Origin of the sequence: Ligilactobacillus araffinosus DSM 20653, from assembly GCF_001435375.1 — a bacterium.
In the GTDB taxonomy this organism is placed as follows: Bacteria; Bacillota; Bacilli; order Lactobacillales; family Lactobacillaceae; genus Ligilactobacillus; species Ligilactobacillus araffinosus.
In genome coordinates this window covers 1-25584 of record NZ_AYYZ01000015.1, presented here as the reverse complement: position 1 = coordinate 25584, position 25584 = coordinate 1, and the positions used below count along the sequence as shown (strand labels likewise).

27 protein-coding genes are annotated in these 25584 nt (G+C 38.5%); 20 read left to right on the top strand and 7 right to left on the bottom strand.

Annotation, left to right across the window (positions count from 1 at the left end; translation table 11 throughout):
* Positions 1–63 precede the first annotated feature (63 nt).
* The 11 genes from FC64_RS02840 (at position 64) to guaB (ending at position 10180) form a co-directional block, all read left to right on the top strand.
* Positions 64–837: a DUF6574 domain-containing protein gene (locus FC64_RS02840; RefSeq protein WP_057906450.1), complete on the top strand. Its 774-nt coding sequence runs from the start codon at positions 64–66 to the stop codon at positions 835–837.
* 91 nt (positions 838–928) lie between these two features.
* Entirely contained in the window at positions 929–1339 is a 411-nt protein-coding gene (locus FC64_RS02835; protein ID WP_057906449.1) for a helix-turn-helix domain-containing protein, read from the top strand.
* Positions 1340–1437: 98 nt separating this feature from the next.
* Entirely contained in the window at positions 1438–2187 is a 750-nt protein-coding gene (locus FC64_RS02830; protein WP_057906448.1) for a TerC family protein, read from the top strand.
* A gap of 66 nt (positions 2188–2253) precedes the next feature.
* Positions 2254–2394 (top strand): hypothetical protein, encoded by a 141-nt coding sequence (locus FC64_RS07375; RefSeq protein WP_202987243.1) that lies wholly within the window; start codon positions 2254–2256, stop codon positions 2392–2394.
* A 167-nt stretch (positions 2395–2561) separates the two neighbouring features.
* Entirely contained in the window at positions 2562–4106 is a 1545-nt protein-coding gene (locus tag FC64_RS02825; protein ID WP_057906447.1) for an ABC-F family ATP-binding cassette domain-containing protein, read from the top strand.
* Between the two features lie 66 nt (positions 4107–4172).
* Positions 4173–4994: a hypothetical protein gene (locus tag FC64_RS02820; RefSeq protein WP_057906446.1), complete on the top strand. Its 822-nt coding sequence runs from the start codon at positions 4173–4175 to the stop codon at positions 4992–4994.
* On the top strand, positions 4984–5454 hold the full coding sequence (locus tag FC64_RS02815; protein ID WP_057906445.1) for a hypothetical protein: 471 nt from the start codon (positions 4984–4986) through the stop codon (positions 5452–5454). The genes FC64_RS02820 and FC64_RS02815 overlap by 11 nt, the downstream gene beginning before the upstream one ends.
* Positions 5455–5457: 3 nt before the next feature.
* Positions 5458–6252, top strand: coding sequence for a tyrosine-protein phosphatase (locus FC64_RS02810; protein ID WP_057906444.1), 795 nt, complete (start codon positions 5458–5460; stop codon positions 6250–6252).
* A gap of 78 nt (positions 6253–6330) precedes the next feature.
* Positions 6331–7695 (top strand): hemolysin family protein, encoded by a 1365-nt coding sequence (locus tag FC64_RS02805; protein WP_057906443.1) that lies wholly within the window; start codon positions 6331–6333, stop codon positions 7693–7695.
* A gap of 67 nt (positions 7696–7762) precedes the next feature.
* Positions 7763–8545 (top strand): tyrosine-protein phosphatase, encoded by a 783-nt coding sequence (locus tag FC64_RS02800; RefSeq protein WP_057906442.1) that lies wholly within the window; start codon positions 7763–7765, stop codon positions 8543–8545.
* A gap of 147 nt (positions 8546–8692) precedes the next feature.
* Positions 8693–10180 (top strand): IMP dehydrogenase, encoded by a 1488-nt coding sequence (gene guaB, locus FC64_RS02795; protein ID WP_057906441.1) that lies wholly within the window; start codon positions 8693–8695, stop codon positions 10178–10180.
* A 169-nt stretch (positions 10181–10349) separates the two neighbouring features.
* Here the strand turns inward: guaB and FC64_RS02790 are convergent, their stop codons facing one another.
* The 5 genes from FC64_RS02790 to FC64_RS02770 all read right to left on the bottom strand — a co-directional run bounded on the left by FC64_RS02790 (position 10350) and on the right by FC64_RS02770 (position 14534).
* On the bottom strand, positions 10350–10976 hold the full coding sequence (locus FC64_RS02790; protein WP_057906440.1) for a CPBP family intramembrane glutamic endopeptidase: 627 nt from the start codon (positions 10974–10976) through the stop codon (positions 10350–10352).
* A 295-nt stretch (positions 10977–11271) separates the two neighbouring features.
* On the bottom strand, positions 11272–12201 hold the full coding sequence (locus tag FC64_RS02785) for a magnesium transporter CorA family protein (protein WP_057906439.1): 930 nt from the start codon (positions 12199–12201) through the stop codon (positions 11272–11274).
* A gap of 69 nt (positions 12202–12270) precedes the next feature.
* Positions 12271–12945: an ABC transporter ATP-binding protein gene (locus FC64_RS02780; RefSeq protein ID WP_057906438.1), complete on the bottom strand. Its 675-nt coding sequence runs from the start codon at positions 12943–12945 to the stop codon at positions 12271–12273.
* An 18-nt stretch (positions 12946–12963) separates the two neighbouring features.
* Complete coding sequence (locus tag FC64_RS02775; protein WP_057906437.1) at positions 12964–14022, bottom strand: ABC transporter permease; 1059 nt, start codon at positions 14020–14022, stop codon at positions 12964–12966.
* Positions 14023–14024: 2 nt separating this feature from the next.
* Positions 14025–14534, bottom strand: coding sequence for a TetR/AcrR family transcriptional regulator (locus tag FC64_RS02770; RefSeq protein WP_057906436.1), 510 nt, complete (start codon positions 14532–14534; stop codon positions 14025–14027).
* Between the two features lie 150 nt (positions 14535–14684).
* Here FC64_RS02770 and FC64_RS02765 point away from each other — a divergent pair, with 150 nt between their 5' ends.
* The 5 genes from FC64_RS02765 to FC64_RS02745 all read left to right on the top strand — a co-directional run bounded on the left by FC64_RS02765 (position 14685) and on the right by FC64_RS02745 (position 17536).
* Positions 14685–15386 (top strand): TVP38/TMEM64 family protein, encoded by a 702-nt coding sequence (locus FC64_RS02765; RefSeq protein ID WP_057906435.1) that lies wholly within the window; start codon positions 14685–14687, stop codon positions 15384–15386.
* A gap of 375 nt (positions 15387–15761) precedes the next feature.
* Positions 15762–16376: an aggregation-promoting factor gene (gene apf / locus FC64_RS02760; RefSeq protein ID WP_057906434.1), complete on the top strand. Its 615-nt coding sequence runs from the start codon at positions 15762–15764 to the stop codon at positions 16374–16376.
* Between the two features lie 153 nt (positions 16377–16529).
* Positions 16530–16718, top strand: a complete 189-nt coding sequence (locus tag FC64_RS02755) for a hypothetical protein (RefSeq protein WP_057906433.1) — start codon at positions 16530–16532, stop codon at positions 16716–16718.
* A gap of 27 nt (positions 16719–16745) precedes the next feature.
* On the top strand, positions 16746–17228 hold the full coding sequence (locus tag FC64_RS02750; RefSeq protein ID WP_235804831.1) for a nucleoside 2-deoxyribosyltransferase: 483 nt from the start codon (positions 16746–16748) through the stop codon (positions 17226–17228).
* Positions 17229–17296: 68 nt separating this feature from the next.
* A complete protein-coding gene (locus tag FC64_RS02745; protein ID WP_057906431.1) occupies positions 17297–17536 on the top strand; it encodes a cytochrome b5 domain-containing protein in 240 nt (79 codons plus the stop codon).
* A gap of 184 nt (positions 17537–17720) precedes the next feature.
* Here FC64_RS02745 and apf (FC64_RS02740) read toward each other — a convergent pair whose 3' ends face one another.
* On the bottom strand, positions 17721–18344 hold the full coding sequence (apf, locus tag FC64_RS02740) for an aggregation-promoting factor (RefSeq protein ID WP_057906430.1): 624 nt from the start codon (positions 18342–18344) through the stop codon (positions 17721–17723).
* A gap of 339 nt (positions 18345–18683) precedes the next feature.
* Here apf (FC64_RS02740) and FC64_RS02735 point away from each other — a divergent pair, with 339 nt between their 5' ends.
* The 4 genes from FC64_RS02735 to FC64_RS02720 all read left to right on the top strand — a co-directional run bounded on the left by FC64_RS02735 (position 18684) and on the right by FC64_RS02720 (position 24813).
* Positions 18684–19862, top strand: a complete 1179-nt coding sequence (locus FC64_RS02735; protein WP_057906429.1) for an acetate/propionate family kinase — start codon at positions 18684–18686, stop codon at positions 19860–19862.
* Positions 19863–19966: 104 nt separating this feature from the next.
* A complete protein-coding gene (locus FC64_RS02730; protein ID WP_057906428.1) occupies positions 19967–21094 on the top strand; it encodes an exonuclease SbcCD subunit D in 1128 nt (375 codons plus the stop codon).
* On the top strand, positions 21094–24210 hold the full coding sequence (locus FC64_RS02725) for an AAA family ATPase (protein WP_057906427.1): 3117 nt from the start codon (positions 21094–21096) through the stop codon (positions 24208–24210). The genes FC64_RS02730 and FC64_RS02725 overlap by 1 nt, the downstream gene beginning before the upstream one ends.
* A 15-nt stretch (positions 24211–24225) precedes the next feature.
* A complete protein-coding gene (locus FC64_RS02720) occupies positions 24226–24813 on the top strand; it encodes a metal-dependent hydrolase (RefSeq protein ID WP_057906426.1) in 588 nt (195 codons plus the stop codon).
* A gap of 48 nt (positions 24814–24861) precedes the next feature.
* Here the strand turns inward: FC64_RS02720 and FC64_RS02715 are convergent, their stop codons facing one another.
* Positions 24862–25311: a GtrA family protein gene (locus tag FC64_RS02715; protein WP_057906425.1), complete on the bottom strand. Its 450-nt coding sequence runs from the start codon at positions 25309–25311 to the stop codon at positions 24862–24864.
* Positions 25312–25584: the final 273 nt, after the last annotated feature.

The following is a 25584-nucleotide window of genomic DNA, read 5'->3' as shown; positions in this document are numbered from 1 at the left end:
AAAAAAGAAATCAATTAGTTTACAATAAAACTGTATTTTATAAAGAGAAAGTGAGTAGATCAAATGTCAAAAGACGATTCAAAATTAGAAACCGTTACTTTTTATCCTCACGGCGATGAAAAGATTAAGAATAGTTCTTCAAATATAGCAAGTGCACCTACAATGGGAAAGAAGTTAAACTACTTTAAGTGGATCTTAAGTTCATGGACACATCCTGGAGAAGAAGTTAAAGGTGCAAAATGGTATGGGATTGTTACTATTGTTGCTGAATTACTTGTCTTCTTCGGTGCATTATACCGCTTTTTCCACGTATTAGTTAAGAATTCATTTTTCGGTACGAATATTAACAATATCTTTTACGTTTTAAATGGTGGCAAGTCAAACATTGCTGAATTATTAGTTTACTTGAAACTTTTCATTTTCAGTTTGATTGCAGCCGCAATTATTATCGGTGGAACATATTTAGTAAGCCGTTATTTGGTTTCAGGCAAGAAAGAAAACTTTTGGGCATATACTAACCGAATCACCCATTACAGTGGAATCAACGTGATTTTAACGCTTGTAATTTTGGTTCTTGGGCTTTTCGGAGTTGCCGGTCGGGCAATTTCATTATTAACCCTTTTTGCATTAGCGATTTTTGGAATTGCAGTGTTAGTTGCTGTTATTAGCCGCTCAAATGAAGAAGGCCTTGACCGGGTCTATGCCGGAATCGTAACTGCCTTAGTAATCGGATTAGGATTCTTTATTTTCTACTTACTGTCATCAGAAATCATTATGAAAGTAATTTCATTTGGAGTTCAAGTCTTCATGATGATGATGGGCGGCGGCTTGCAGTAGTCGGAAAGCAAAGTTTTTAATGGAAGGAGGTTGTGCCGGAAACGGGACGACCTCTTTTTGATTCGAAGGTTTTATTTTATGAGGTGATAAAATGTTTCCTGAAAGATTACGAGCTCTTCGGCAGGGCAAAGGGCTGTCCTTACCAGAGCTAGCAACAGCGTTAAATCAATCGTTGGCGGATTATCCGCGTGAGCGGGCAAATACTGGCCCTCAAATTGGAAGTTGGGAACGCGGCGTGAATACCCCGTCATATATTGAAATGATGAAATTAGCAGATTACTTCAATGTGTCCCTTGATTTTCTTGCAGGACGGCAATATACCGAAATTGAACTTGATGATTTATTTACATCCAATGCCCAGTTAAACTTTAATGGGCATCAATTATCGGCGAATGAAAAGACAGCAATTTACGGAATGATCAAGGGCTTTTTGCATGGTAAGGTTGAACAACAGGCACCTCAAACGCAAATGGATGAATTGACATTGCCATTAGACGATTAGTAAGGTTAAGCTTCCTTTAAGAATTATTTACCAGCCTTTGAAATTAAAACTGAAATATGATATTTTCCTTATACAACGATAATTAAAGGAGATTTTAATTGATACATTTTTTACAAACTTTATATGGTCCGTTCTTTGATTTAAATAATTGGAAAACCGTTATTGAATCAGGAAGCGACTGGTTAATCATCTTTTCACTTGTTTTGATTGAATGTCTACTGTCAGTCGATAATGCGATCGTCCTTGCAGCGCAAACTCAGAAACTTCCAACAAAAAGAGAACAGGAAAAATCACTGTTTTATGGCTTATGGGGAGCGTATCTTTTCCGTTTTCTCTTAATTGGCGTTGGAACCTTTTTGATCAAGTTCTGGTGGATTAAAGTGATTGGGGCTGGATATTTGCTTTACTTGGCGATCAATCATTTTTGGAAGATGGCGCACCCGCATTCTGATCAACATCGTTCAAAGAAACGAAAACGGCTATTACCGCTTTTCTGGTCAGTCGTTGTATCAATTGAATTAATGGATATTGTTTTTTCAATCGATTCCATTTTAGCCTCATTGGCAATTTCACCGAATCCGGTGATTGTTCTAATTGGGGGAATGATTGGAATTTTATGTATGCGGGGAATTGCTGAAGTAATTATGCAACTAATGAAGAAAATTCCGGAACTTGAGGTCATGGCATATGCGTTGATCGCTTTGATTGCAATTAAACTGTTTATTTCGATTCCGGCCATCGATATTGAAATTCCAGCAGCGATTTTTGGAATGATTGTCTTGATTGCAGTGGTCATTACCTTAATTGTTCATCAACTTCGAAAACGTCGCGGACCATCTTCAAAGTAAACTTGAATTTTTTGATAATTTTCGATAAAATAAGTGGTTGTTAATGTCAGAAAGGAGGGTAACTTCATGTCACAAAACACACATATTGGTACAGCTAACGATCGTCGTCCTGTAAACCACAAAAACATTAAAAAGCGTCGTAAACAACACGAAGCAGTTTTAGACTTTTTAAAGGAACGCGATGAAGCTGACAAAGCAAACAAATAATTGAGCTTACGGGCATGATGCACGTGGGGCTCAACTGATGTGAAACTTTCTCGAGGAGTTTTGCAGCAGATCCGAGTTTCAATTAATTGAATACGCAGAAGCTCCACATGGATCGCGTAGGCGGAACATGTGGTGTTTTTTTATCTAAAGTGATATGAAGTTGAAAAATGGGAATTTTAGAAGTTAGCCACCTTTCGATGAGTTTTGCTGAAAAGCAATTATATACGGATGCTGAATTCAGTTTGAATAAAGAAGATCATTTAGGCGTGATCGGTCAAAATGGAGCCGGTAAATCAACGTTGATCAAATTGATTACAAAACAGCTTTTTCCTGACGAAGGTCAAATTAGATGGCAAAAAGGAATTAAGATTGGTTACTTGGATCAGTACGCTGAATCGGCACATGATTTAACGATTATTTCTTTTTTGAAAAGTGCTTTTAAAGACCTTTATGAAATTGAAAAACAAATTCAACAAGATTACGCTGAGTATGCTGAAACAATGGATGAACGCTTGTTAGAACGGGCAGGACGGGATCAGCAAGTGCTTGAAGCACATGACTTTTATGGAATTGATTCCCGAATCGATCAGGTAATGCAAGGATTAGGAATCGACGTGTTTGGAAAGGATCGCCGGGTAAGTGATTGTTCAGGCGGACAACGATCTAAAATTATTTTGGCAAAGTTACTGTTGGAAAATCCGGATGTGCTTTTGCTGGATGAGCCGACCAATTACCTTGATACTGAACATATTGAATGGCTGATTGGCTTCTTGAATGATTTTCAAGGAGCGTTTATGGTAATTTCCCATGATTATGATTTCTTAGAACGGGTCACCAATGCAATTATTGATGTTGCATGGGGAAAAATCACGAAGTATACCGGAAGTTTTAAAGCGGCAATCAAGCAAAAAGAAATTAAAAAAGAAGTTCAGCGAAAGGCGTTTGAAAAGCAACAACGCCAAATTGAAAAAGACGAAGCTTATATTCGAAAGAATAAGGCGGGAACCCGGGCGTCAATGGCGAAATCCCGTGAGAAACGGTTAGCAAAGATGAAACGGATTGTCCCACCAAGTGAGAATTTGCGAGCCCATTTTAATTTTCCAAATGAAGAAATTTTATCGGCAAATACCTTAACGGTAAAAAATCTCGTTGTCGGTTATGACAAACCGTTGTTAGCACCGGTTACGTTTTCAATGACGCATGGTGAAAAAATCGTTTTGAAGGGATTTAATGGAATTGGTAAATCAACTTTGATCAAGTCGATCCTGGGTAAAATCCCAGTGTTTGAAGGGACTGCAAATTTCGGCGACGCAGTTAAAATTGGATATTTTAATCAGGATTTAGTATGGGATGACGTCACTCAAACCCCGCTTCAAACGATTCAAAATATTGATCCGTTGCTAGAACCTAAGACCATTCGCCAAAAGCTTGCGCGGGCTGGAATTGGTGCTGCAAATGCAATGCAACCGTTGAATTTGCTTAGTGGTGGAGAACAGACGAAGGTCAAATTATGTATTTTGGAACTTTATCCAACAAATTTCTTGATTCTTGATGAACCAACAAACCATTTAGATGATGAAACGAAGGACGCATTGCGGCAAGCCCTGATTGGTTATCCGGGCAATGTGATCCTGGTAACTCACGAAGCGTCATTTTATCGTGGATGGGTCGACCGGATTATTGACGTCGAAACCTTGCGGAAAACTAAATAAAATTTGAATTTTTAAGCGCTTTTACGTATATTTATAAAAAGAAAGAACTAAGCGAGAGGCAGAAAAATGGAAAAGAAAAAAAGTAGTTGGCTGGCCTGGTTGGTTGCAATTATCTTGGTTGCAGGAACAGTCGGTTCATACATTTATATTAAGCATGAAGAGGAAATTCGAGCAGTTAAATTAGCAAAGGAAAAGAAACGCGATGATCGGGATGCTAAAATTAATGCCCGGATGATGAAAAAGCAACGGGAACATTTGCGCAAACCGATTGAATGGAACAAACCGAGTGAAACATTACCATATCCTGAAATTGCCAAGTACCGGCACTATTCAAAATTGAATCGGGTATGGCTCTCATTTTCACTTGATAAACAACGGCTGTATGTTCACCAAGGACCGTTTACGATCTATACAATGTATGCATATGGAAACCCGAATTATCAAACAATGGATAACCGGCAAAAAACCCCATTAGGAATTTTTAAGATCAAAAAAGACCGGGGAACAAATTACTATGATGCTCCGTCAGCTCGGAGTTATGCAGCATGGATCTCATATTCAAACCCTAGCGATCCATACGGTGTCCAATCAATGCTTCAAGCGGTTCCAACTGATAAGAACGGAAAAGTCGATAAGGAAGCCGTTAAATGCTTAGGAAAGAGCTTTAAACATAAATATGTTGCTCAAACCAACGGGGCAATTTGGTTGACAACTTCAGATGCTGAATGGCTTGAAAAGAATATTCCAGCCAAAACAATGTTAGTGATCCAAAGTCGAAGTGATAAGGGTAACCCATATGTCGAATTGAAGAATCACTACAAGTATCTTGAAACACAAGCAAAATTCAATCACAAGAATAAAGAAAAGGATCATCACAATGAAAATTAAGGTACAAGATTTTATTGACCGCATCGTTGACGGCGACTTTATCAGCAGTGAAATGGAAGCGTCTGTTAATGATATCGACGGGGCATTAAAACAACTTCTTTCGGATTTTCAAACTACGGTTGCTCAGGGAAAAATTGGACAGCAGATTTTGACGATCATGGATTTTGAAGAAGCTGTTTCAGTTCGGTTAGAAAGTGGAATTATCAATCTTCCGTTTGCGAATATTAACCGAGTTGATAACTTTTTTGAAAGCTTAACAGCGGAAGTTCCGGTGCAGATTGAACTGATCATGGAAGCTTCGGACTTGAATGCATCGAAGTTTCACATTGATCAGTTGGGTTCGATTGAAATGTTGAATAACGCGCCGATGGAAATCGCTCAACAAATGATTACGAAAGTTCATGCCGGCTTAGAACAGATTAAAAATAATCTGGCAGCAGCAAAGGAAAAGAAGGATTAAAAGATGGAACAACATTTATTAGAAATTAAAAATGGATTTAATTTTCGTGATATTGGAGGATACCCCACAATTGATGGAAAAATGATTAAAATGCATAAAGCGGTTCGTTCAGGAATGCTTAATCCGCTTTCGGATGATGATTTGAATTATCTGAATGAATATGGGATTCGGGTCGACGTTGATTTTCGTTCACCAAGCGAACAGGAAGAGTACCCGGATAAGGTTCCTTCAATGGCAAAGTATGTGAATGATTCAGTTTTTCCGGCCGATGAAACCAATAGTACGGCGAAAAATCAAATGCGAAAGCAAGCATTCAAAGAAGATCCCGAAGCCGGCTATCACGATATGCTGAATTCATATAAAGACATTGTGCTTGCGCCAAGTGCGCAACATGCTTACCGGATATTCTTTGATGAACTATTAGCAAATTCAACTGACGACGAAGCAGTTTTATTCCACTGTACGGCGGGAAAGGACCGGACCGGAATGGGCGCCGTTTATTTGATGACCATTTTAGGGGTTCCTGATGAAATTATCCGTGAGGATTATCTTTCATCAAACAAGCATTTAGCATTAAATCAACAAAATAAACAGAAACTTTATCATGATCTCGGGCCAATCTTCTTAAAAAACGTCGAAGCCTTAACGCATGTCTATGATGAGTATTTAGATACGGCGCTGAACGTCATTTGCGCAGAAGCTGGGAATGTCCGTAACTATGTTGAGCAGGTACTCAAGGTTACCCCGCAACAACAGCGCGATTTAAAGCAAATTTATCTAACAGATAGTGAGCAGTAGTCTACAAACACCGTAAAAGGTGGTATGATTTTAATATAAAATAAAATTTAATTATTTTCAGAAATGGGGAATGACTAAATGTCAAGTGGTCAGGCGATAATCAATTTGATTATTGTAGTGATCGTCTTTTATTTTGCCGCTTTCTTTGTAGCGGCAGAATTTGCAATCGTGTCTGTTCGAAAGAGTGCAATTGAAAGTGCGTTGGAAGAAGGAACAGGCAACAAGAAAAAACTGAAACTTGCACTGCAGATGGTTTCAAACATGAATGAGTACCTATCGACGACCCAGGTTGGGGTTTCAACGACCGGAATCATTTTAGGGTGGATCGGGGCAGATACTTTGTCACAGATTTTAATTAAGACCTTCGGCAAGCTGCCAATCAATCACGCAACGATCGTGGCTGTCAGTGCAGTTTTAGGGGTCGTAATTTTGACCTACCTTGAAGTGGTTTTAACGGAAATCGTCCCGAAAAATATCAGTATCGATATGCCAATGAAGATGATGATGTTCATCGTCCGACCGTTACACTACTTCCATGTGATTTTTTATCCGTTTGTATGGTTGCTTAACAAATCAGCCTCAGGAATTGTCAAGGCACTTGGATTAAAGCCAGCAGGCGAAGAAGAAGACGTAATGTCGCAAAATGAAATTTTGAACGTTTCGAAAAACTCGGTGGATAGCGGGGTAATTGACCGGGAAGATTATGTTTACATGGAACGAGCCTTTGAATTTAACGATAAGGTTGCTAAGGACATAATGGTTGACCGGACAAGTCTCGAAGTCGTTGACGTAACTGACACGGTCCGTGATGTGATCAATAAATATTTACAAACCAAGTTTTCGCGTTATCCAGTTGTTGCAAATAATGATAAAGATAATATTTTAGGATATGTTTATATCTATGATATGATTCGTCAGGCCCAGGTTGATGATACAGTTCGAGTTTCAAGAGTAATGCGGACAGTTATTACGGCCCCTGAAATGACCCCAATTCAAAAATTACTGCAACAAATGATTAAGAAACATGTTCCATTAGTGGTTATTTTGGATGAGTACGGCGGAACAAGTGGAATCGTAACTGACCGTGATATTTATGAAGAGCTTTTTGGAACAGTTAAAGATGAAGCTGATGACGTTTCATCAGACGATATTATTCCTAATGACGATGGAACGTATAAGGTATCAGGGAAAACAACGTTATATGACTTTGAACGGTTTTTTAAGTTTAAAGATAAGGAATTTCAAGAAGCAGATAGTGTAACTTTAGCAGGTTATTTGCTTGAAAATTATAAAGTTAAGCTTGGATCAAAAATTCAGATTGGAAATGTTGAAATTGAAGTTACAGATTTCAAACGGAATTATATTGATTGGATGAAGGTTACTCCGTTAGCTAATCAGGAGAATGATTCTGCTGAAGATGAGCAGGGAACTCCAAATCCATAAGAGTAAAAGGGAGGTTGTGACAATTGTCGCAACCTCTTGCTGTATCTAGCATTAAGGAGGAATTAAAATGGAACATCAACGGATGCTTGATTTAAAAGGTGGAGTAAATTTTCGTGAATTAGGCGGTTATTCAACCGTTAATGGTAAACATGTTAAATGGCAAAAAATTTTACGTTCAGGGAATATGGCTGAGTTGACGGATGATGATTTGCGTTTTTTAACGGATTACGGTCTTCGAATTGACATTGATTTTCGATCACCGGCTGAAATGGAATATTATGCCGATCGATATCCTGAAGAGGCGGCATACGTAAATTTAGCGGTTTATCCGTTCAGTAAACCGTTATTTAAAAATTTAGGAATCGTCAACTACATGAAGATGAAAATCGATGATCAAGATTACGTTGACCAAAGTTATATTCAGATGCTGGTTGATAAACATGCTCGCATGGCATACCAACGAATGTTTGAGCTGTTACTGGCGAATGATAAACCGGGTCAAAGTTTGGTGTTTCACTGTTCTGCAGGGAAAGATCGGACTGGAGTGGCAGCCTTTTTGATTTTGAGCGCGTTGCAAGTTAAGCCAGAGGAAATTTTAAAGGACTATTTATTAACGAATTTATTTTTTGAGGGAGCATCAGCAACCGAAATCAACCATTTAGTGACAAATGACGCTCGGAATGCTCTTGCGGATAAATTAAATTCAAATTTAGCCGTCAGTTCGGAAAACTTTAAGGTATTGGAACGAACATGTAAAACTGTAGCCGCATCAATGGATGAATATTTTGAAAAATATTTAGGATTGCCTCCGGAAAAACTTGAAAAATTGCGTGCAATTTATTTGGAATAAATTAAAATATTGCAATTTAAACCTATTTTTAGAATGAATCGAAGAATAATTATTCGTAATTCACAATTAATTGGAATAATCACTTGAAATTTATACGGATTTTGTGTAATCTATAAAACAATAAATAAACTTATGGAGGAAAAACTTATGTCTAACTGGGATACAAAGTTTTCAAAAAAAGGTTTTACATTTGATGATGTTTTACTGATTCCGGCAGAAAGTCATGTTTTGCCGAATGAAGTTGATTTAAGTGTTGATTTGGCAGACAATTTGCATTTGAATATTCCAATCATCAGTGCCGGAATGGATACGGTAACGGAATCTGAAATGGCAATTGCGATGGCTCGCGAAGGTGGTTTAGGTGTTATTCACAAAAATATGTCGATCGAACGTCAAGCTGAAGAAGTTCAGAAGGTAAAGCGCTCTGAAAATGGAATCATTAACGATCCAGATTTCTTAACCCGGGATAACACCGTTACGGAAGCTGAAAAGTTAATGCATGAAAACCACATTAGCAGTGTTCCAGTTGTTAACAGTCGGGATGACCGGAAGTTATGCGGAATTATTACTAACCGGGATATCCGCTTTATTCAAAATCATGATCAAAAATTAGATAATGTAATGATCAAAGAGGATCTAGTTACGGCTAAGGAAGGGACATCGCTTGATGAAGCCCGGAAGATCCTTAAAAAGAATAAGATTGAAAAACTTCCATTAGTTGATGGTCAAGGAAGTTTATCAGGATTGATCACATTACGTGATTTGGAAAAAGTCGTTGAATTTCCAAATGCCGCTAAGGATGACAAAGGCCGGTTGTTAGTTGCGGCTGCTGTTGGGGTTACAAGTGACACCTTTGAGCGAGCAGCTGCATTACTTGAAGCTGGTGCTGATGCATTAGTAATTGATACTGCACACGGCCATTCAGCTGGCGTATTACGGAAGATCAAAGAAATTCGGGAACACTTCCCGCATGCAACGTTGATTGCCGGAAATGTCGCAACCGCAGAAGCAACCAAGGCTTTGTATGATGCCGGAGTTGATGTTGTTAAAGTCGGTATCGGACCAGGCTCAATTTGTACGACCCGGATCGTTGCCGGAGTTGGGGTTCCTCAATTAACAGCGGTTTATGACGCTGCAAGTGTTGCTCGTGAATATGGCAAACCAATCATTGCGGATGGTGGAATTAAATATTCAGGTGATATTGTTAAGGCGATCGCAGCCGGCGGAAATGCCGTAATGCTTGGTTCAATGCTTGCCGGAACGGAAGAAGCTCCTGGTGAAACGGTCTTCTATCAAGGTCGGCGGTATAAAGCATATCGTGGAATGGGCAGTTTAGGTGCAATGGATTCAACTCACGGTTCATCTGACCGTTACTTCCAAAGCGGTGTAAATGAAGCTAATAAGCTTGTTCCAGAAGGAATTGAAGGCCAAGTTGCTTATAAAGGCCCTGTTTCAAGCGTTCTTTATCAAATGGACGGCGGTTTACGGGCCGGTATGGGCTACTGCGGCGCCCCTGACTTGAAGACCCTTCGGGAAGAAGCCCAATTTGTTCAAATTACAGGGGCTGGACTACGGGAATCACATCCACACGATGTTCAAATTACAAAAGAAGCTCCTAATTATTCTCGGGATTAAAACTAAAAGTATTAGAATTGAAAAATGGAACTGCAATTTTTGCAGTTCCATTTTTTTATCGATGTTGGATTCCTCCCAGCGCAAGGGCGATTCCATAAGCTAAAATAATTAAAATTGGTAATTGACGTAAAGTAATTGATAAAAAGTGGTCTTGAATTCGATTCTGACGCTACCAATTAATCAATGGCCGCATGCCGACTAAAATGAATCCGATCAGACCAATTATCGCTAGACCAACGGTTAAAAATGGAATCCATACGATCTTTTGCGAAAGCAATTGGAGACCGATACTTAATCCAAGGTTATTGATGATATGGGTAACAATGGCCCATTTTAATCCATAACGGTATGCAACTAATCCAAGAAGTATTCCGGTCGCAAATGCAAACGGACTTTGAATCAAGTTTCCGTGGGCACATGCAAAGAGAAACGATGAGATAATCAGGGCAAATTTAACGCCGAATGGTTGCAGTTTGCGGAAGACGAATCCGCGAAAAACGATTTCTTCAAATAATGGAGCACAGATTCCGCCATAAACCATCATACTAACCGAGCGAATTCCGGTTTGACTTTCATTTTGCATTGCAGCAAGGGCTGAAAAACCAAGGGACTTCAATCCGGCTTCAACAATGGTTCCAAAGAGTTTGGCTCCGAGTTGAAAAACAAAAAGTATAAGGATGATTCCAATAATTGCTTGCCAGTTGATCATCGTTTTATGAGCGGTAAAAATCTGCTGGCGTTCAGTTTGATTGGTTTTAATTAAGACAAGAACAACGCCGATGACGCCGGCAATCACATATGCCTAGCCATTGGTTAGCCTCTCGATCAAGTTTGAATTTTCCTAGATGATTACAACTCCAAGCGAAACGAGCAAGTCGATCACGTTAAGTGCGACTAAAAAAATAATTGTTCCCCAAGCAACACGCTTAACGGCTTTTACAAAGGGGTTGAGTGGTTGTTGGGGTGTTCATAATTTTTTGCCTTCTCTTTCGGTGAGTTAATTGTACCTGATTGGAATCGTTTTAAATAGTAAAAAAATACGAACTATTCTGTGAGATTAAAACACATTAATTGGAATAGTTCGCATTTTATTAAATAAAATGGTGTTTCTTCATGTAAATAAAAAGCCAGATCATAAAGCCGACATTCAAGACAATGATAATCAACCATGCCCAGTGATTATTGGTAAGTGGGAGATTGACATTCATGCCGAAGAAGCCGGTGATAATAGTTGGAATTGTCAGCAGTAACGACCAAACAGTTAAAAATTTCATTGTATCGTTCAGGTTATTATTCAAAATATTATTTGAAGTTTTTGAAAGCATTTCGGTAACTTCGTTTGAAATTTTAACCATTTGTGAGGATTGTTTAGATTCGATCAGAATATCATCGAGCCGCTCAAATGCTGCTGGCGTCAGTAACCGTGCTAACGGTGTTTTCCCTAGATCTTGCAGCATCATCAAGTTTGTACTGATACTGCTTGAAAGGTAAACTAGACTTTTTTCGATTTGAGCTAGTTCACGGAGATCGCGGTTCGCAATTTCATTATTTAGTTCGCGGTCAAGTTGATTGCGATCAGTGTTGATCTGGGTTAATGCACGTTGAAAATACTGGGTCGAATGAAAGAGAAACAGCATTACAAACTCGGTGATGTCATGGACATTTTGAAGCCGTTGGTGCATTTCACTACCTTCAAATTGCTCAAAAACATAATTTGTTCGGTGAGTATGGAATGAAAAAACAGTCTTTTCATGAATTAGAAAAACAATTGGCCGAGTCGTAAAATGATTGATCTCAGCTGTCGACCAAAGCGGAACGTCGTATACGAGAAGATGGCTATCAGTGTGTTCATCATAGTCATAGTGCGGCCGTTCGTTCAGGTCAGATACATATGAAGTGATCTCGGGAGTAAGTTTAAATGATTTTTTAAGTTCGCGAATATCAGCTTCATCAATGTCGACAACGTCAAACCATTTAAAATCGGTTTGAGTTAATTCTGAAAGTTTTTCCTGTTTGATCACCGGGATTCACCTCTTTGATAAAAATTAAATTCTTATTCATTTTATCAAAATCAAAGGGGAAGGACAAAGCTATTTTTCCCGTGAAATTACTCCATCTGTGATGTTGAAGATTTTATCAGCATAAGCTTTTAACCGTAAATCGTGGGTAACAACAACGACCGCTTTATTTTGGGCGTGTGCAAGCTGTGCAAACAATTTACCGACTTCTTCAACATGGGCTGAATCTAAAGCTGCAGTTGGTTCATCTGCCAAAATAATTTCAGGATCTGGATATAACGCCCGAGCAATTGCAACCCGTTGATTTTGGCCACCTGAAAGCTGATCGGGATATTTATTGATAAGCTGGTTAATTCCTAACAGTTTCAGCAGGTCATCGAGCTGACTTGCTGAAAGGTTGCCGTTCTTTTTAACCTTATCAACGAGTTTAAATTGTTCCTTAACTGTCAGGTATGGGACGAGGTTGTATGATTGAAGAACGAATCCCAAGTGATTAAGACGTAGTTGTTCGCGTTTCTTGGCAGAAAGGTGCCGAATATTTTCGTTGTTGATCAGAACCTCGCCGTTAGTTGGGGTTTGTAAGCTTCCGGCAATCGTTAAAAACGTACTTTTACCGGATCCTGATGGTCCAAGAATTAAGGTCATTTCTCCTTGTTCAGCATTAAAATTAACATCTTTGAGGGCTTCAACCTTTGCAATTCCTTTTCCAAATGTTTTATTAACGTGATTTAAAGTTAATGCAGTCATCTTATTAAAGCTCCTTTCTTAGCCGATAACCTTTACAGGGTCGATTTTCATAATTGTCCGGACTGGTAAAATTGCACCGATGATCGAAGTTAAGACTAATCCGGCAGCAACTGTACTTAAAACGGGAACGTTAAATGTCATTGGAACAGCTGCAGGAATGACTAAACTGGTAATCCATGTTAGAAGAGCGCCAATTAAAATTCCGCTGACAACTAGAATTAACGATTGCATGATCGTACTGATAACCAGGGTTTTAGCGGGTACACCTTGGGCTCTTAAGACAGCATAGTTTGGAAGTTTTTGATTGGTAATGATGTAAAGGAAAATCGCGATGACGATCAATGAGATGACCATCAAGAATCCAATCATAAATTCAAAAGTCATATTTTGGGCAGTGTAGCCTGGAAGATTATTAATAAAGGCGGATACTGAGTATGCTTTCAAGTTGTTGTCAGTAACCTTGTAATATTTGTTTCGAGTAACAAGGGCGTTTGCAGCCAAGTTTGGATTCAGATTACTGATGGCTTTCCATGCAGATAACCTGCCATATGCAATTGGTGAAATGTTGATTTTGGCATTTTTGACAAACCCAACAATTTGATATTTTTGGTTAAGGGAGTTTAACTTGACCCATTGACCAATTTTGTAGCCTTTAGTTTCAAACGAAGAATCAACAACCAATTGGCGGTTGGTTAACGGTTTGTGGCCTTTAATGACTTTCATATCCTTGTAAATGAATTGGGTTGGTTTGATCCCAATAAAGGTTGCACTAATTTGTGGCAGGTCGGAATGTTTAGCAACCACGGCTGCTTGACCAATAATGGCATCATTTTTTCCTTGGTGAAGCTGGTTAACTTGTTGGATCGTTAAGAAGGATTGCCGCATATTGATATCAGAATCTTTATTCAAAACGACCTGTTTAATGTTCCACGTGTCGATTGCGGCGGTATTTTGACTTCCTAATCCTTGAGCCAAGCTTGTTAAAATAAAGATTAAGTAACTAATGAGGACGACCATTGAAATCACCAGGCCGTAACGAAGTTTTTCGTGTTTGATTTCTTTAAGTGCTAAAAACATAATTACTGTTCCTTTCCTATTTGAGCAATTGCGGTTTTAAAACGGTTGAAATAAAATTCTTGATTAGCGGGATCAAGAAAGAGTGAGCGTAAAGTTTCGTGACTTAAAATGAAGTACATCCAAGTGGTGGTTTTCATCTCAGTTGTCGGGATAAATGGTCGCAGCAAATTTTCATTATATTTAAAGTGCATTTGAAATAATGAATAACTTGGAAGAGTATGAGCCTCATCAATAAACCGGCGCATTTGGCGGATTATAAGCTGCGGCTCAGCGTAATCTTGATTTTCAAGGTTAACGTGAACGTGACCAAGTTCCTGATGAAGAAGGTATTGGTATGCATCAGTCAGATCATCAAAATACTTATAAAAAGCTCCCCGTGAAATTGAAGCGTCTTTGATGATTCGGGCAACTTGGGCTTTGTTTAATGGGTAATGCGCAAATTCATTTAGGAGCGCGTTTTCAATGCGTTTCTTTTTTTCGACATTTAATTTTAAAAATGTCTGTTTTGGCAAAATAATCAACTCCTTTTAATGACACCGTGTCACTGAATATACTTAGATTGTATTCCAATAGTGACACCGTGTCAACATTTTGTTTCAGTGTTTTTTTAAATTGTTAAATGATAAGATAGAAAGTGAAATACGATTAGCAAGGAATTGACGATGAAAAAGGAAACACGAAGAAAAATCTTACTATATAGTACAGTTACATTAGGAATTATCTTAGCGGTCGGGGTGATCGGGTTGTTGCTGCGGGATTATTATCCACAGCTTCATCAGTTCTTTAATCCGCAAAATGATCGCATGTATTTAAAGCAGGCCTTTCGGCATCATGGAATCAAGGATGCGTGTTTGTTGATTATTTTGACTGCGATTCTGACCGCGATTCCAGGGGCGCCGGTTGCGGTTGTCTGCATTTTTAACGGAGTCCTTTATGGCCCGTGGTTAGGGATTTTAATGAATTTGGGCGGCTATGTTTTAGGGAATTTGCTGGTAGTTTATCTTTTAGCGCATTTTAATTTCATTAAGCATTCGAAACGTTTCAAAAATCAAATGGCATCATTTAAGCGGTTTAAAGATCCAGCGTTGGCAATTATTTTGGGATATGCTCTTCCAATGATTCCGTCAAGTTTTACAAGTTATATGGCCGTTAAGCTTAAGATGGGAACTGGGCGGTTAATTATTTGTATCGCGATAGGAACGCTGCCGATGTCACTACTGTATGCTTTTGGTGGTGATGCGGTCTTCCGCGGAAGCGCACTCCGGATTATCATTGTAGTTGTCTTAATTCTTTTGATTTTTGTAATCCTCTTTAGGGTATACCGTCAGTTTGAACAACATCATCAAAAGAAAACGGGAATGTAACATTCAAATTACAAATCAACGATTTAGAATCAGAAAAACAGCGGAATCTCACGGTTTTTCTGGTTTTTTCTTTGTTAGAAAAAATTATTTGTGAAAATTTAACAGAAATTACTGTTCAATGGAGGTGATTTTGTCATAAAAGGGCGAAAATGAATGAACGCCGAGAATAAAGGAATTTTGATTGATAAATAAATTTATTTTGTTAGAGTTTATTACTTTACGTTACATCCTGAAGATAAATATTACATAAAAGCAGCAAATAGTAATTATCCTGCTATTTACCTGTTACATTTTCCCCGTATACTAAACAGTGTTGTTAAGGAAAACAACGTGTCAGAACGAAAACAGAATTTTTTATAGGAGTGAATTTTATTTATGAGAATCAAAAAGTTTTTATTGACAATTGCAGCAGCATTCGGCTTGATAACTGTAAGTGCCGTAGCCGCAAACGCTGATACAGTGACGGTAAAAAGTGGCGATACTCTTTCAAAAATTGCAACCGAATATAACACAACGGTTTCATCGATTCAACAACTTAATCATTTAGCTGATGTTAACTTGATTTATGCTGGTGAACAACTTCAAGTTAATGGAACTCAAAATAATCAAGTAAATGGTCAACCTCAAGCAACAGTTCAACAATCTGCAGCTTCAAATAATCAGGCAAAGCAAAATCAAAATGCTCAACTTGCTGCTCAAAGTTCACAAACAACTCGAACGACAGCAAATAATGGTTCCAATTCTTCAGCATCATCAAATCTTTCAAATAGTGATGCAGCTGCGAAGGCATGGATTGTTGCCCGTGAATCAGGTGGAAATTACAACGCCCGGAATGGTCAATATGTTGGTGCATATCAATTAAGTGCTAGTTACTTAAACGGTGACTACTCACCAGCTCACCAAGATGAAGTTGCTAACCAATATGTTACAAGTCGTTATGGCTCATGGGTTAACGCTCAAAAGCACTGGCAAGAATGCGGTTGGTATTAAAATCGTAATTTAAAATCAGTTAATGATTAAAAGGTAAAGCGAATAAAATTTTCTTATTTTTAGGAAACTTTATTTGCTTTACCTTTTTGTATTATCTTTTTATGGTAAATGAGTTTAATCTAAGATAAGATAATAATATACGAGGATAAGTAGGTGAACGAGATGCGGCTTTCAATTATTTTAATAATTTTATTGCTGATCGTAATCGGCTTTTTAATGATTTACAATGCTTTGGGAGTTCGGGACCGAGCGGCTACTTTTTCACGTGGAATGATTATGACGATTGGCATCATCATTTTTGGTGGTGGCATTTATTTATTTGTAAAATATTTACTTCGGTAAATGGCAACGAAAGAATGGAGAAGAATTATGACAGTTGAACCTGGCCCAGTAAAGGCATATATTGCATGTAGTTGGTTTACGCCTGAACAACGCGAACAGTTAGATGCAGGGTTGAAGGCAATTGAAACGAATCCCACCGTTTCACGTGAGTTTTCACATTTCCCACTTGATCATCAATACAAAGGGATGGATGTTAATGAACATCCTGAGCTTGTTCATGACGTTGAATGGCAGAATCGAACTTATGTCTCAGACATTGAAGGGATGATGGGGGCTGATTTAGGAATTATGCTATATAATCCAGCTCAAATTGATGATGGTGTTGCTTATGAGATGGGATATCTAAGAGCATCAGGTAAGCAGACCGTTTTAGTCATCCCGGACGATTCAGATGAACCAATAAATTTAATGATTGCGGTTGGAGTAAGTCGAATCATTCGGATGTCAGAATTATCAACGTTTGATTTCCGTCACGTTATCAGCGGGACTTATCAAGGAGGAGTTTATTAAAAGCTAAGCATATTAATATCTTCTTTAATTTAAGTTTGGTATGGTTGTATTGAGAAGAGGTGTGAGAAATGACCGAAAAAGAAATTAAGCGTGTAGATTTAGCGAAATATAATGGTAAAAACGGTAATCCGGCTTACGTAGCTGTTAATGGAAAAGTTTATGACGTCACTAATTCACCGGCGTGGACAGGTGGTGAACATCATGGTAATCTTGCAGGGACAGATGTTACAGACGCTTTGTTAAATAAATCACCACATGGTGAACGGGTATTGGCTAAATTATCCCTTGTCGGTAAGTTAATAGACTAGTTATAAATATATAAAAATAAGACTGAGATTTTTTGTCTCAGTCTTATTTTTATTATATTTAGTATAGCTAATCAAATTTGAAAATAAGTAAAAGAGAAGAAAACAACTTTAATCTTTTTTTGCTTTATTTATTAATAAATAAAAAAGCCGGCTTAAACCGTCGACTTTGTAGAATATCTAAATTTTAGTACCAACCATTTGCTTCCCAGAAGCGTTGAGCGTTTGTCCATGAACCATAACGTTGAGCAACGTATTGGTCAGCAACCCGTTCTTGGTTAGCTGGTGAGTAGTCACCGTTTAAGTAACTAGCACTTAATTGGTACTTACCGATATATTGACCATTCCGTGCGTTGTAGTTGTTGCTTGATTCGTGTTGTGCGATCCAAGCCTTGGCAGAAGCGTCGTTCCCTGAAACGCTTGAGCTGTAGTTGTTGTTTGAAGCTTGAGCTTGTGTGTTTTGTGAAGCTGATTTTTGTTGAGCAACTTGTTGTGTAGAAGCTTGAGCTTGTGTGTTTTGTGAAGTTGCTTGTTGAGCAGCTTGTGTGTTGTTATTTGTGTTTTGTTGTGCAACAGCTTGGCCGTTGTTGTCGTTGTTAACCTTTAATTGTTGGCCAACAAAGATTAAGTCCGGATTGCTAAGGTTGTTAAGTTGTTGGATTGTATTAACAGTTGTGTTGTACTTTTGTGCAAGTTCTGTAACAGTGTCACCAGCCTTAACTGTAACTGTGTCAGCATTTGCAACTACTGTAGCACCAGCAATTGTACCTGTTAATGCAGCAGCTGAAACTAAAACCTTTTTCATCTTCATAAATATATTCACTCCTATAAAAATTATCTGTATATATTCTTACTAACTTTCATATCAAAATCGCTCCGTAACGATTTAACAGTGTCTAGTATAAGCGGTAAATATCACAGCGTTGTAGCAAGAGTATTACTTATTGTTACAAAAAACTGAAATTTTGTAACAAAAGTCAGGAAAACGTTGCTAAATAAGCAAATTAGTTTTGAATAAAAAATAGAAATTAAGCTGATTTTTTGTGAAAAAATCTGAATTTAATATGAATTTTACAATGAAATTCAGTCGAATATAACAAAATCTTGGTATAATTTACAAAAAGTAACAGAAAATTACGGAGGAAAAGTAATGGATAAAGTTTTACTTTTAAATGCTGGCAGTTCATCAGTCAAGTGGAAGGTTTTTGAAATTGAAAGTGAAAAAGTTGCTGGTGAAGGTGAGGTTGAACGAATTAATACTCCTCAAGCATTAGTGACGACTAAGTTTAATGATGAAAAAAAGCAGTCTCGGGAACCTAACTTGGGATATGAGGATGCGGGACGGATGATTTTAAATAAAATCGAGGAATTTAAAATTGCTTCATTAAATGAAATTCAAATTGTTGGTCACCGGATCGTTGCTGGAGGTCAGAAATTTAAGAAGGCAACGCTGGTCACTCCGGACGTCCTGCAGGAAATTAAGAACTTAAAAGACTTTGCACCATTGCATAATCCGCATGAAGCTCGGTACGTTGAATTGATGCAAAAGATTTTGCCAAATGTTGATCAGTATGCCGTCTTTGATAGTATCTTCTTTACGGACATGCCGGAATCAAATGCGATTTATAGTTTGCCATATGAGTTAACTCAAAAATATCAAATCCAACGGTATGGTGAACATGGAATCAGTCATAGTTATTTAGCAGAACGAACAGCGGAGCTGCTTGACCGACCATTAAATGAATTAAAAATTATTACATTGCATTTGGGAAGCGGCGCATCGGTGGCTGCAATTAAGAATGGTAAAGCATTTGATAGTTCAATGGGATTCACGCCGTTGACCGGTTTAACGATGGGAACCCGAGCTGGCGATGCTGATCCGGCAATTGTTCCATTTTTAATGGAAAAGGAAGGAATGACAGCAGAAGAAGTAATGACGCTGTTGAATGATCGATCTGGATTATTGGGAATTTCAGAATCAAGTTCTGATATGCGAGACATTGAAGCTGCTTGGCAAAAAGGTGATCGTCAGGCAAGTCTGGCTCGTGAAATTTTTATTAACCGGGTCGTAAAATATGTAGGAGCATATTTTGCTGAACTTGGCGGAATCGACGCATTAGTTTTGGCTGGTGGAATTGGCGAACATCAAATTGATTTGCGGTTAGCGCTATTAAAACAACTTCGGGTTCTTGGTATTGAGGTCGATGAAAAATTAAACCAGGCAAACCAGGAAGGAATAATCTCACCGCAAGATGCGCAAATCAAAACGATGTTGATTCCAACCAATGAAGAATTGCAAATGGTTCGTCAAATTAAAAAGGAAATTTAGTTCAGAAGAGGTTGTGGTGTTAGTCGCAGCCCCTTCTTTCTTTTAACTGATCTAATATGATAAAATGAGAACAAATGTTTGATTAAGCGAATAGGGGTGGAATGATGAAATTTTTACATACAGCAGATTGGCATATTGGGAAAAAGTTGCATGATTTTTCGCTTTTTGATGATCAGCGGGATGCGTTTGAACAAATTGAGCAGATCGCATTGCGGGAAAAAGTCGATGCGGTCGTAATTGCAGGTGATTTGTATGATCGATCAGTTCCAAGTGAAGATGCGGTCCGGTTGTTAGATCAAATGCTTATTCAACTAAATTTGAAAGATCATTTGCCAGTATTGGCAATCAATGGCAATCATGATTCCGCCGTTCGCCTTAATACCGGAAGTGACTGGTTCAAGGCAACAAATTTGTATATGAATACAAAATTGAAAGATGCTTTTACGCCGGTAATTATTGGTGACACCCAGTTCTTTTTGTTGCCATATTTTGAACTTCCGGCTGCGCGGAATTATTTTAAAGATACCGAAATTCACAACTTGAATGATGCGATGAAGTTGATTTTCGGTCAAATGAAAGCGCACTTTGAAAACGATAAAAAGCATGTTTTAGTGGCGCACTTTTTCGCAGCTGGGAGTAGTCACTGTGATTCAGAAACGCAAGTCGAAGTGGGCGGGCTTGATGCCGTTGCTCTTGACTTAATAGAGGATTTTGACTATGTTGCGCTGGGACATTTGCACAGTAAAAATGCGTTGCATCATCCGCGAATGAAATACAGCGGTTCACCGGTTAAGTTTTCAGTAAGCGAAGCTCAGGATGAAAAGGGCGTTTGGATCATTGATACGGATCAAAAAGATGAAATGACAAAATGGGTTCCGTTAACGCCCAAAAACGACATTGTGGTTTTGCAGGAAAGCTTTGCGACGCTAACAGATCCTAAATTTTATCGGCAAGTTGGCGATGATCAGTTTGTGGCAATTCGGTTGACGGATAAGGAGATCATTCCGAATATAATGAACCGGTTGCGTGAATTTTATCCACGGGTCATCAGTTTTCAAAGGCAAAATGGACGGAATGCAATCTCGCAAGAAAGCGGCCAGGAAATTAAAAAGTTAACGCCGCTTGAGATGCTGGAGACTTTTTATTATGAAGCGACGGGAGATGAGCTTTCGTCAGTTCAGAAAAAATTTGCGAAGGAAGAATTAGTAAAAGCTGAAAGGAGCGTTAATTAGTGCGACCATTAAAGTTAATAATGCAAAATTTCGGGCCTTATCGGAATGAAATGGTTGATTTTACCCAATTTGAAGACGTGCCGTTATTCTTGATCAGTGGGAAAACCGGGAGTGGGAAAACGACGATTTTTGATGGGATTTGCTATGCACTTTTCGGTGAAACTTCAGGTAATGAGCGAACGCCGCAACAAATGCGTTCATCCTTTGCGCAAGCGCGGGAAAAAACGGTCGTTCAATTAAAATTTGAGCACCAAGGAAAAGAATATACGGTCACGCGCGAACCTAAATATGATTATGTAAATGCGAAAGGCGGAACGTCGAGTCACCAGGCCAAGCAAATGTTAAAGTACGATGGTGTTAATGGCGAACAGGAGGTACTGACAAAGGCATCCGATATTAAAAGTTTTATTGAAGATTTACTTCATTTGAGCGCGAAACAATTTACCCAAATCGTTTTGCTACCGCAACAACAGTTTCGAAAATTTCTGGCTGCTGATAGTGCAGATAAAGAAAAGGTTTTACGGCAGGTTTTTGGAACTGAAATTTTTGAAAAATGGGCGGAACAAATTAAGACTGAAGTTCGCGAGTTGAAAAAACAAACAGAACAACAGCTTGCAAATTTAGAAGTTTTAAAGCAAAACGTAACTTTAACGGATAATGAACAAAAAGCAGTGCGGACAAATCAGGATTGGTTGGCGGTTGTTGATGAAAAAATTACCCACAATCAGCAATTTGTAACAGATCAAAGAAAGATTTTAGATCACGACAACGAGAAACTTCAACAATCACGAAAGCAGCTTGATGATGCTAAGCAATTAAAAAAGGCGTTCGATGAGCGTAACCAACTAAAACAAGAACGGCTGATGCTTAAACAACAAGATAAAGCAATCAAGCAAAAAGGACAGGAGATTGCTCTGCTTGAATGGGCCCAGTCTCAGCGGACTTTAATAATGAAGGTTAGTCAGCAACGAATGGCGGTTGCAGATGTTGATCACCAAATCAAGGATACTGAAATAAATTTGGACCGTTTAAAAGAAGACCAGCAGCAACAGCAAAAGGTTTATGATGAGCTTGCAAAACAGGCCCCGGAAGTAGAAAACTTAACGTCCCAGGTGCAACGGTTACAACCTAAATTAGATTTGTATGCTGAGGTCCAAACGACTCAACAAAGTCTGCAGAATGTCCAACGTCAATTAGAACAGGCGACTCAAAAGATGATCTCACTTAAAAAGTCGCTTGCTGAAAAGGAACAGCAACTAAAAGAAAACCAGACCCGTCTCCAGCAAATGGGTGATCTAACGGCCTTAAATGATAGTTTGAACCGGCAAAAGTTACAGCTTAACCAGCTGGATCATCACCTTGAACGGCTTAACCAATTTAATCGGGATAAGAAAATTAATGAACAAAAGCTGGCAAAGGTTGCTCAGGTTGTTGTTGATCAACAAAAAACAGTTGCAACCCTTTCCAAGCGAGCTGATGAACTTCAGAATTATTTTGCTCAAAACCAGATCAACTTTTATGTAAAGCAGTTGATTCCGGGGAAAGCCTGCCCGATTTGCGGTTCAACGGAACACCCGCACCCGGCCGAAATAGAAGTCCCGGTTGAAATGCGGAAGATCAAAGAAGAGGATGTTCGGCAGGCACAGATAAAGTATACTCAGGCTGCTCAAAAACTATCTCAAATTAAGGAACAGCAAAGCGAATTCCAACAACGGGTCCAAGCTGCTCAGCAAGCCTTGGATGAAGAATTACAAAAGCTAAATCAAGAAAATCAAACGGGGCTATCTTTTGATGAAATTAATGATTGGCGTCAAGAACAGGAACGAGATTTTCAAATCCGAAAACAGGAATATGACGAAACAAAGAAATTACAAGCCCAGTTAACAGCCCAAAATGCGACTCTCTCACAGCAGCGAACTGAATTGCAAAATCAAGTTGAGCAAGCACAACAGTCGAAGGAAAAGGCTGAACGAAAGACAGCGGAATTAGATGCTCAAGTTAAAACCCAGCAAAAGTTGCTTCCGGCTGAATTTGAAACAAAAGCTGAGTTGGAAAAGCAATTAGAACAATGGCAAACTCAAATTGAAAAATTTACGTCTGCTCAAGAGAAAAATGCAAGCGAGATGCAACAGGTCAAAGAGCAGCAAATCGTATTTCAAACTCAGGATAAGCAATTGACTAAACGGTTGCATGAGTTGCATTTTGAGCTGAACCAAACTGAACATGATTTGGAAGACGAATTACAAAAGCAAAATGAAACGGAATCCAAGTTACGGAATTTGATCAGTAATTTACATCGGTTACCTTCATTGCGAACAGAAGTGGATGAATATCGGCAAAAGGGACGATCAAACGCTGACCAGTTAGCAAAGGTTAATGAAATTATCGGTAAACGGGAACTGCCCAACGTTGATCACCTTCAAACGCAGATTGATGATTTGGAAAATAAGTTGCGCGGAATGCAGATCAAATGGGGCGAATGCAATGCCCAGCTGCAATCACTGAAACAAATTAGAAGTCAAGCATCAAAATTGTGGGATGCTTGTCAAAAACAACAGCAGAATCTTGATGAAGTGATGGAACTTTCTCAAATTATCAGTGGAGGAACAAGTGAAAATAAACTTGGTCTTGAGCGGTTTGTTTTGCGGGAATATTTTAAGGAAGTTCTTGAAGTGGCAACTCAAATTTTAGAAAAAATCACCGATGGTCGCTACTCTTTTGTCCTACAGCAAAATGCGGAACGCAATACTGCCCGACAGACTGGATTGGGAATCGATGTATATGATGATGAAGCTGGACAGACCCGAAGTGTACACACGTTATCTGGTGGTGAAAGTTTTATTGCTGCTTTGGCGCTTGCGTTGGCGTTAGGTGAAGTAATTCAGCGTCAAAATGGCGGAACTGAAATTGATACGCTATTTATTGATGAAGGATTCGGCTCACTTGATGAGGATGCTCTTACAACTGCGATGGAGACTTTGCGAACACTAGAAGGTAAGAACCGAATGATTGGAATCATCAGCCATGTAAGAGAATTGCATACGCAGATTCCAGATCAGATCAACGTGATTGCCCATGAAGGTCAAAGTCATTTGAAATACCGGCATGAAATATAATTTTGAGGAAGAGAAATGAAGTATCGAACACATATCACGTTAACACTGGCTGTCGGCTTGCCGTTAATGGCTGCTTCAGGTGAAGTAAGTCTGCTAAATGGGTGTGCTCTTGGGATTGGAAGTTTACTTCCAGATATTGACCATCCAAGTTCATTTTTAGGAAAGCGGAATAAAATTGCCAGCGGAATTACTAATAAAACATTTGGTCATCGAGGCGGGACCCATTCACTTTTAGGAGCAATGGTCGTATTTATATTAGGAACCATTATTCAATTTCATTATTTGTCAGCATCGGGACAGAATGTGACTTTTTGGTTGATGCTCGGGTACTTAATGCATTTGGTCGAGGACTCCTTTTCTAAGGAAGGCATTCATTGGCTGTGGCCATACAAAAAGAAACGAAAACGGCCAAAGTTGATTTATTACACAACGGGGGGAATTGGCGAACATCTCGTTTTAGGATTTACTTTGTGTTTACTCCTGATTGAGTTTCGTCTTTTATGGCTTGGAACACTTGGTCAGATGATTCATTGTCAATGGCTAACAGTTGTTCAAGGCAAATTTGGGACGCTTCAACATGCGCTGCTAACGATTATTAAATAAAATGGAGTCGAATCTAATTGATTCGACTCCATTTTATTTGGATTTAAATTACTTTTCGTCTTCTTTAAATACCCAGAAACGTTGGCCAAAGTAATTAATAATTGTAAATAAGATTGAACCTGAAAGTAATGAGATGATTTTAAGGAGCATCACGCCAGCATGTTTGAAGATTTGTTTTGCAAGTGGTTGAGCAATTCCGTATGCAACAACATAACAAATCAAGATATTAATGATAAATTTACCAATATCTTCTTTCCCGGTCGTATTGCTTTGGAAAGTAAAATGCTTATTCAAAATGTAACTAGCGATACTTCCAACAACGATATTGACCCCGGATGGAATCCAATAACTAATTGTGTGGTTTGCCCCCATCTTAGTTAAAAGCCACAATGATAAGAACATTGCGACCCAGCCAACAATGGTATTAACAATCCCAACAATGATAAATTTGATGATGGTATTGTCGAAAACTTTGGTATTTTTTTCTTCTAATTTCATTTGCTGATCCTCTTTTAATTTGGAATACATCAAATAAGTATAAAAAACTAAAAAAAAAGAGTCAATTTTGTTTAAAAAAATCTTGACGGATAAAGGTGATACCTGTATAGTAATAACTGTTGTTGATTTGGTAGGTTGCTTTAAAAAGTGATTGACACCAGGTTTTCAATTTGGTATTATATAAAAGCTGTCAATTTGATAGCTAATTGAACATGAAGTAGATCTTTGAAAACTGAACAATGTTTCGACACACAAATGTGCAGGGCAATTCAT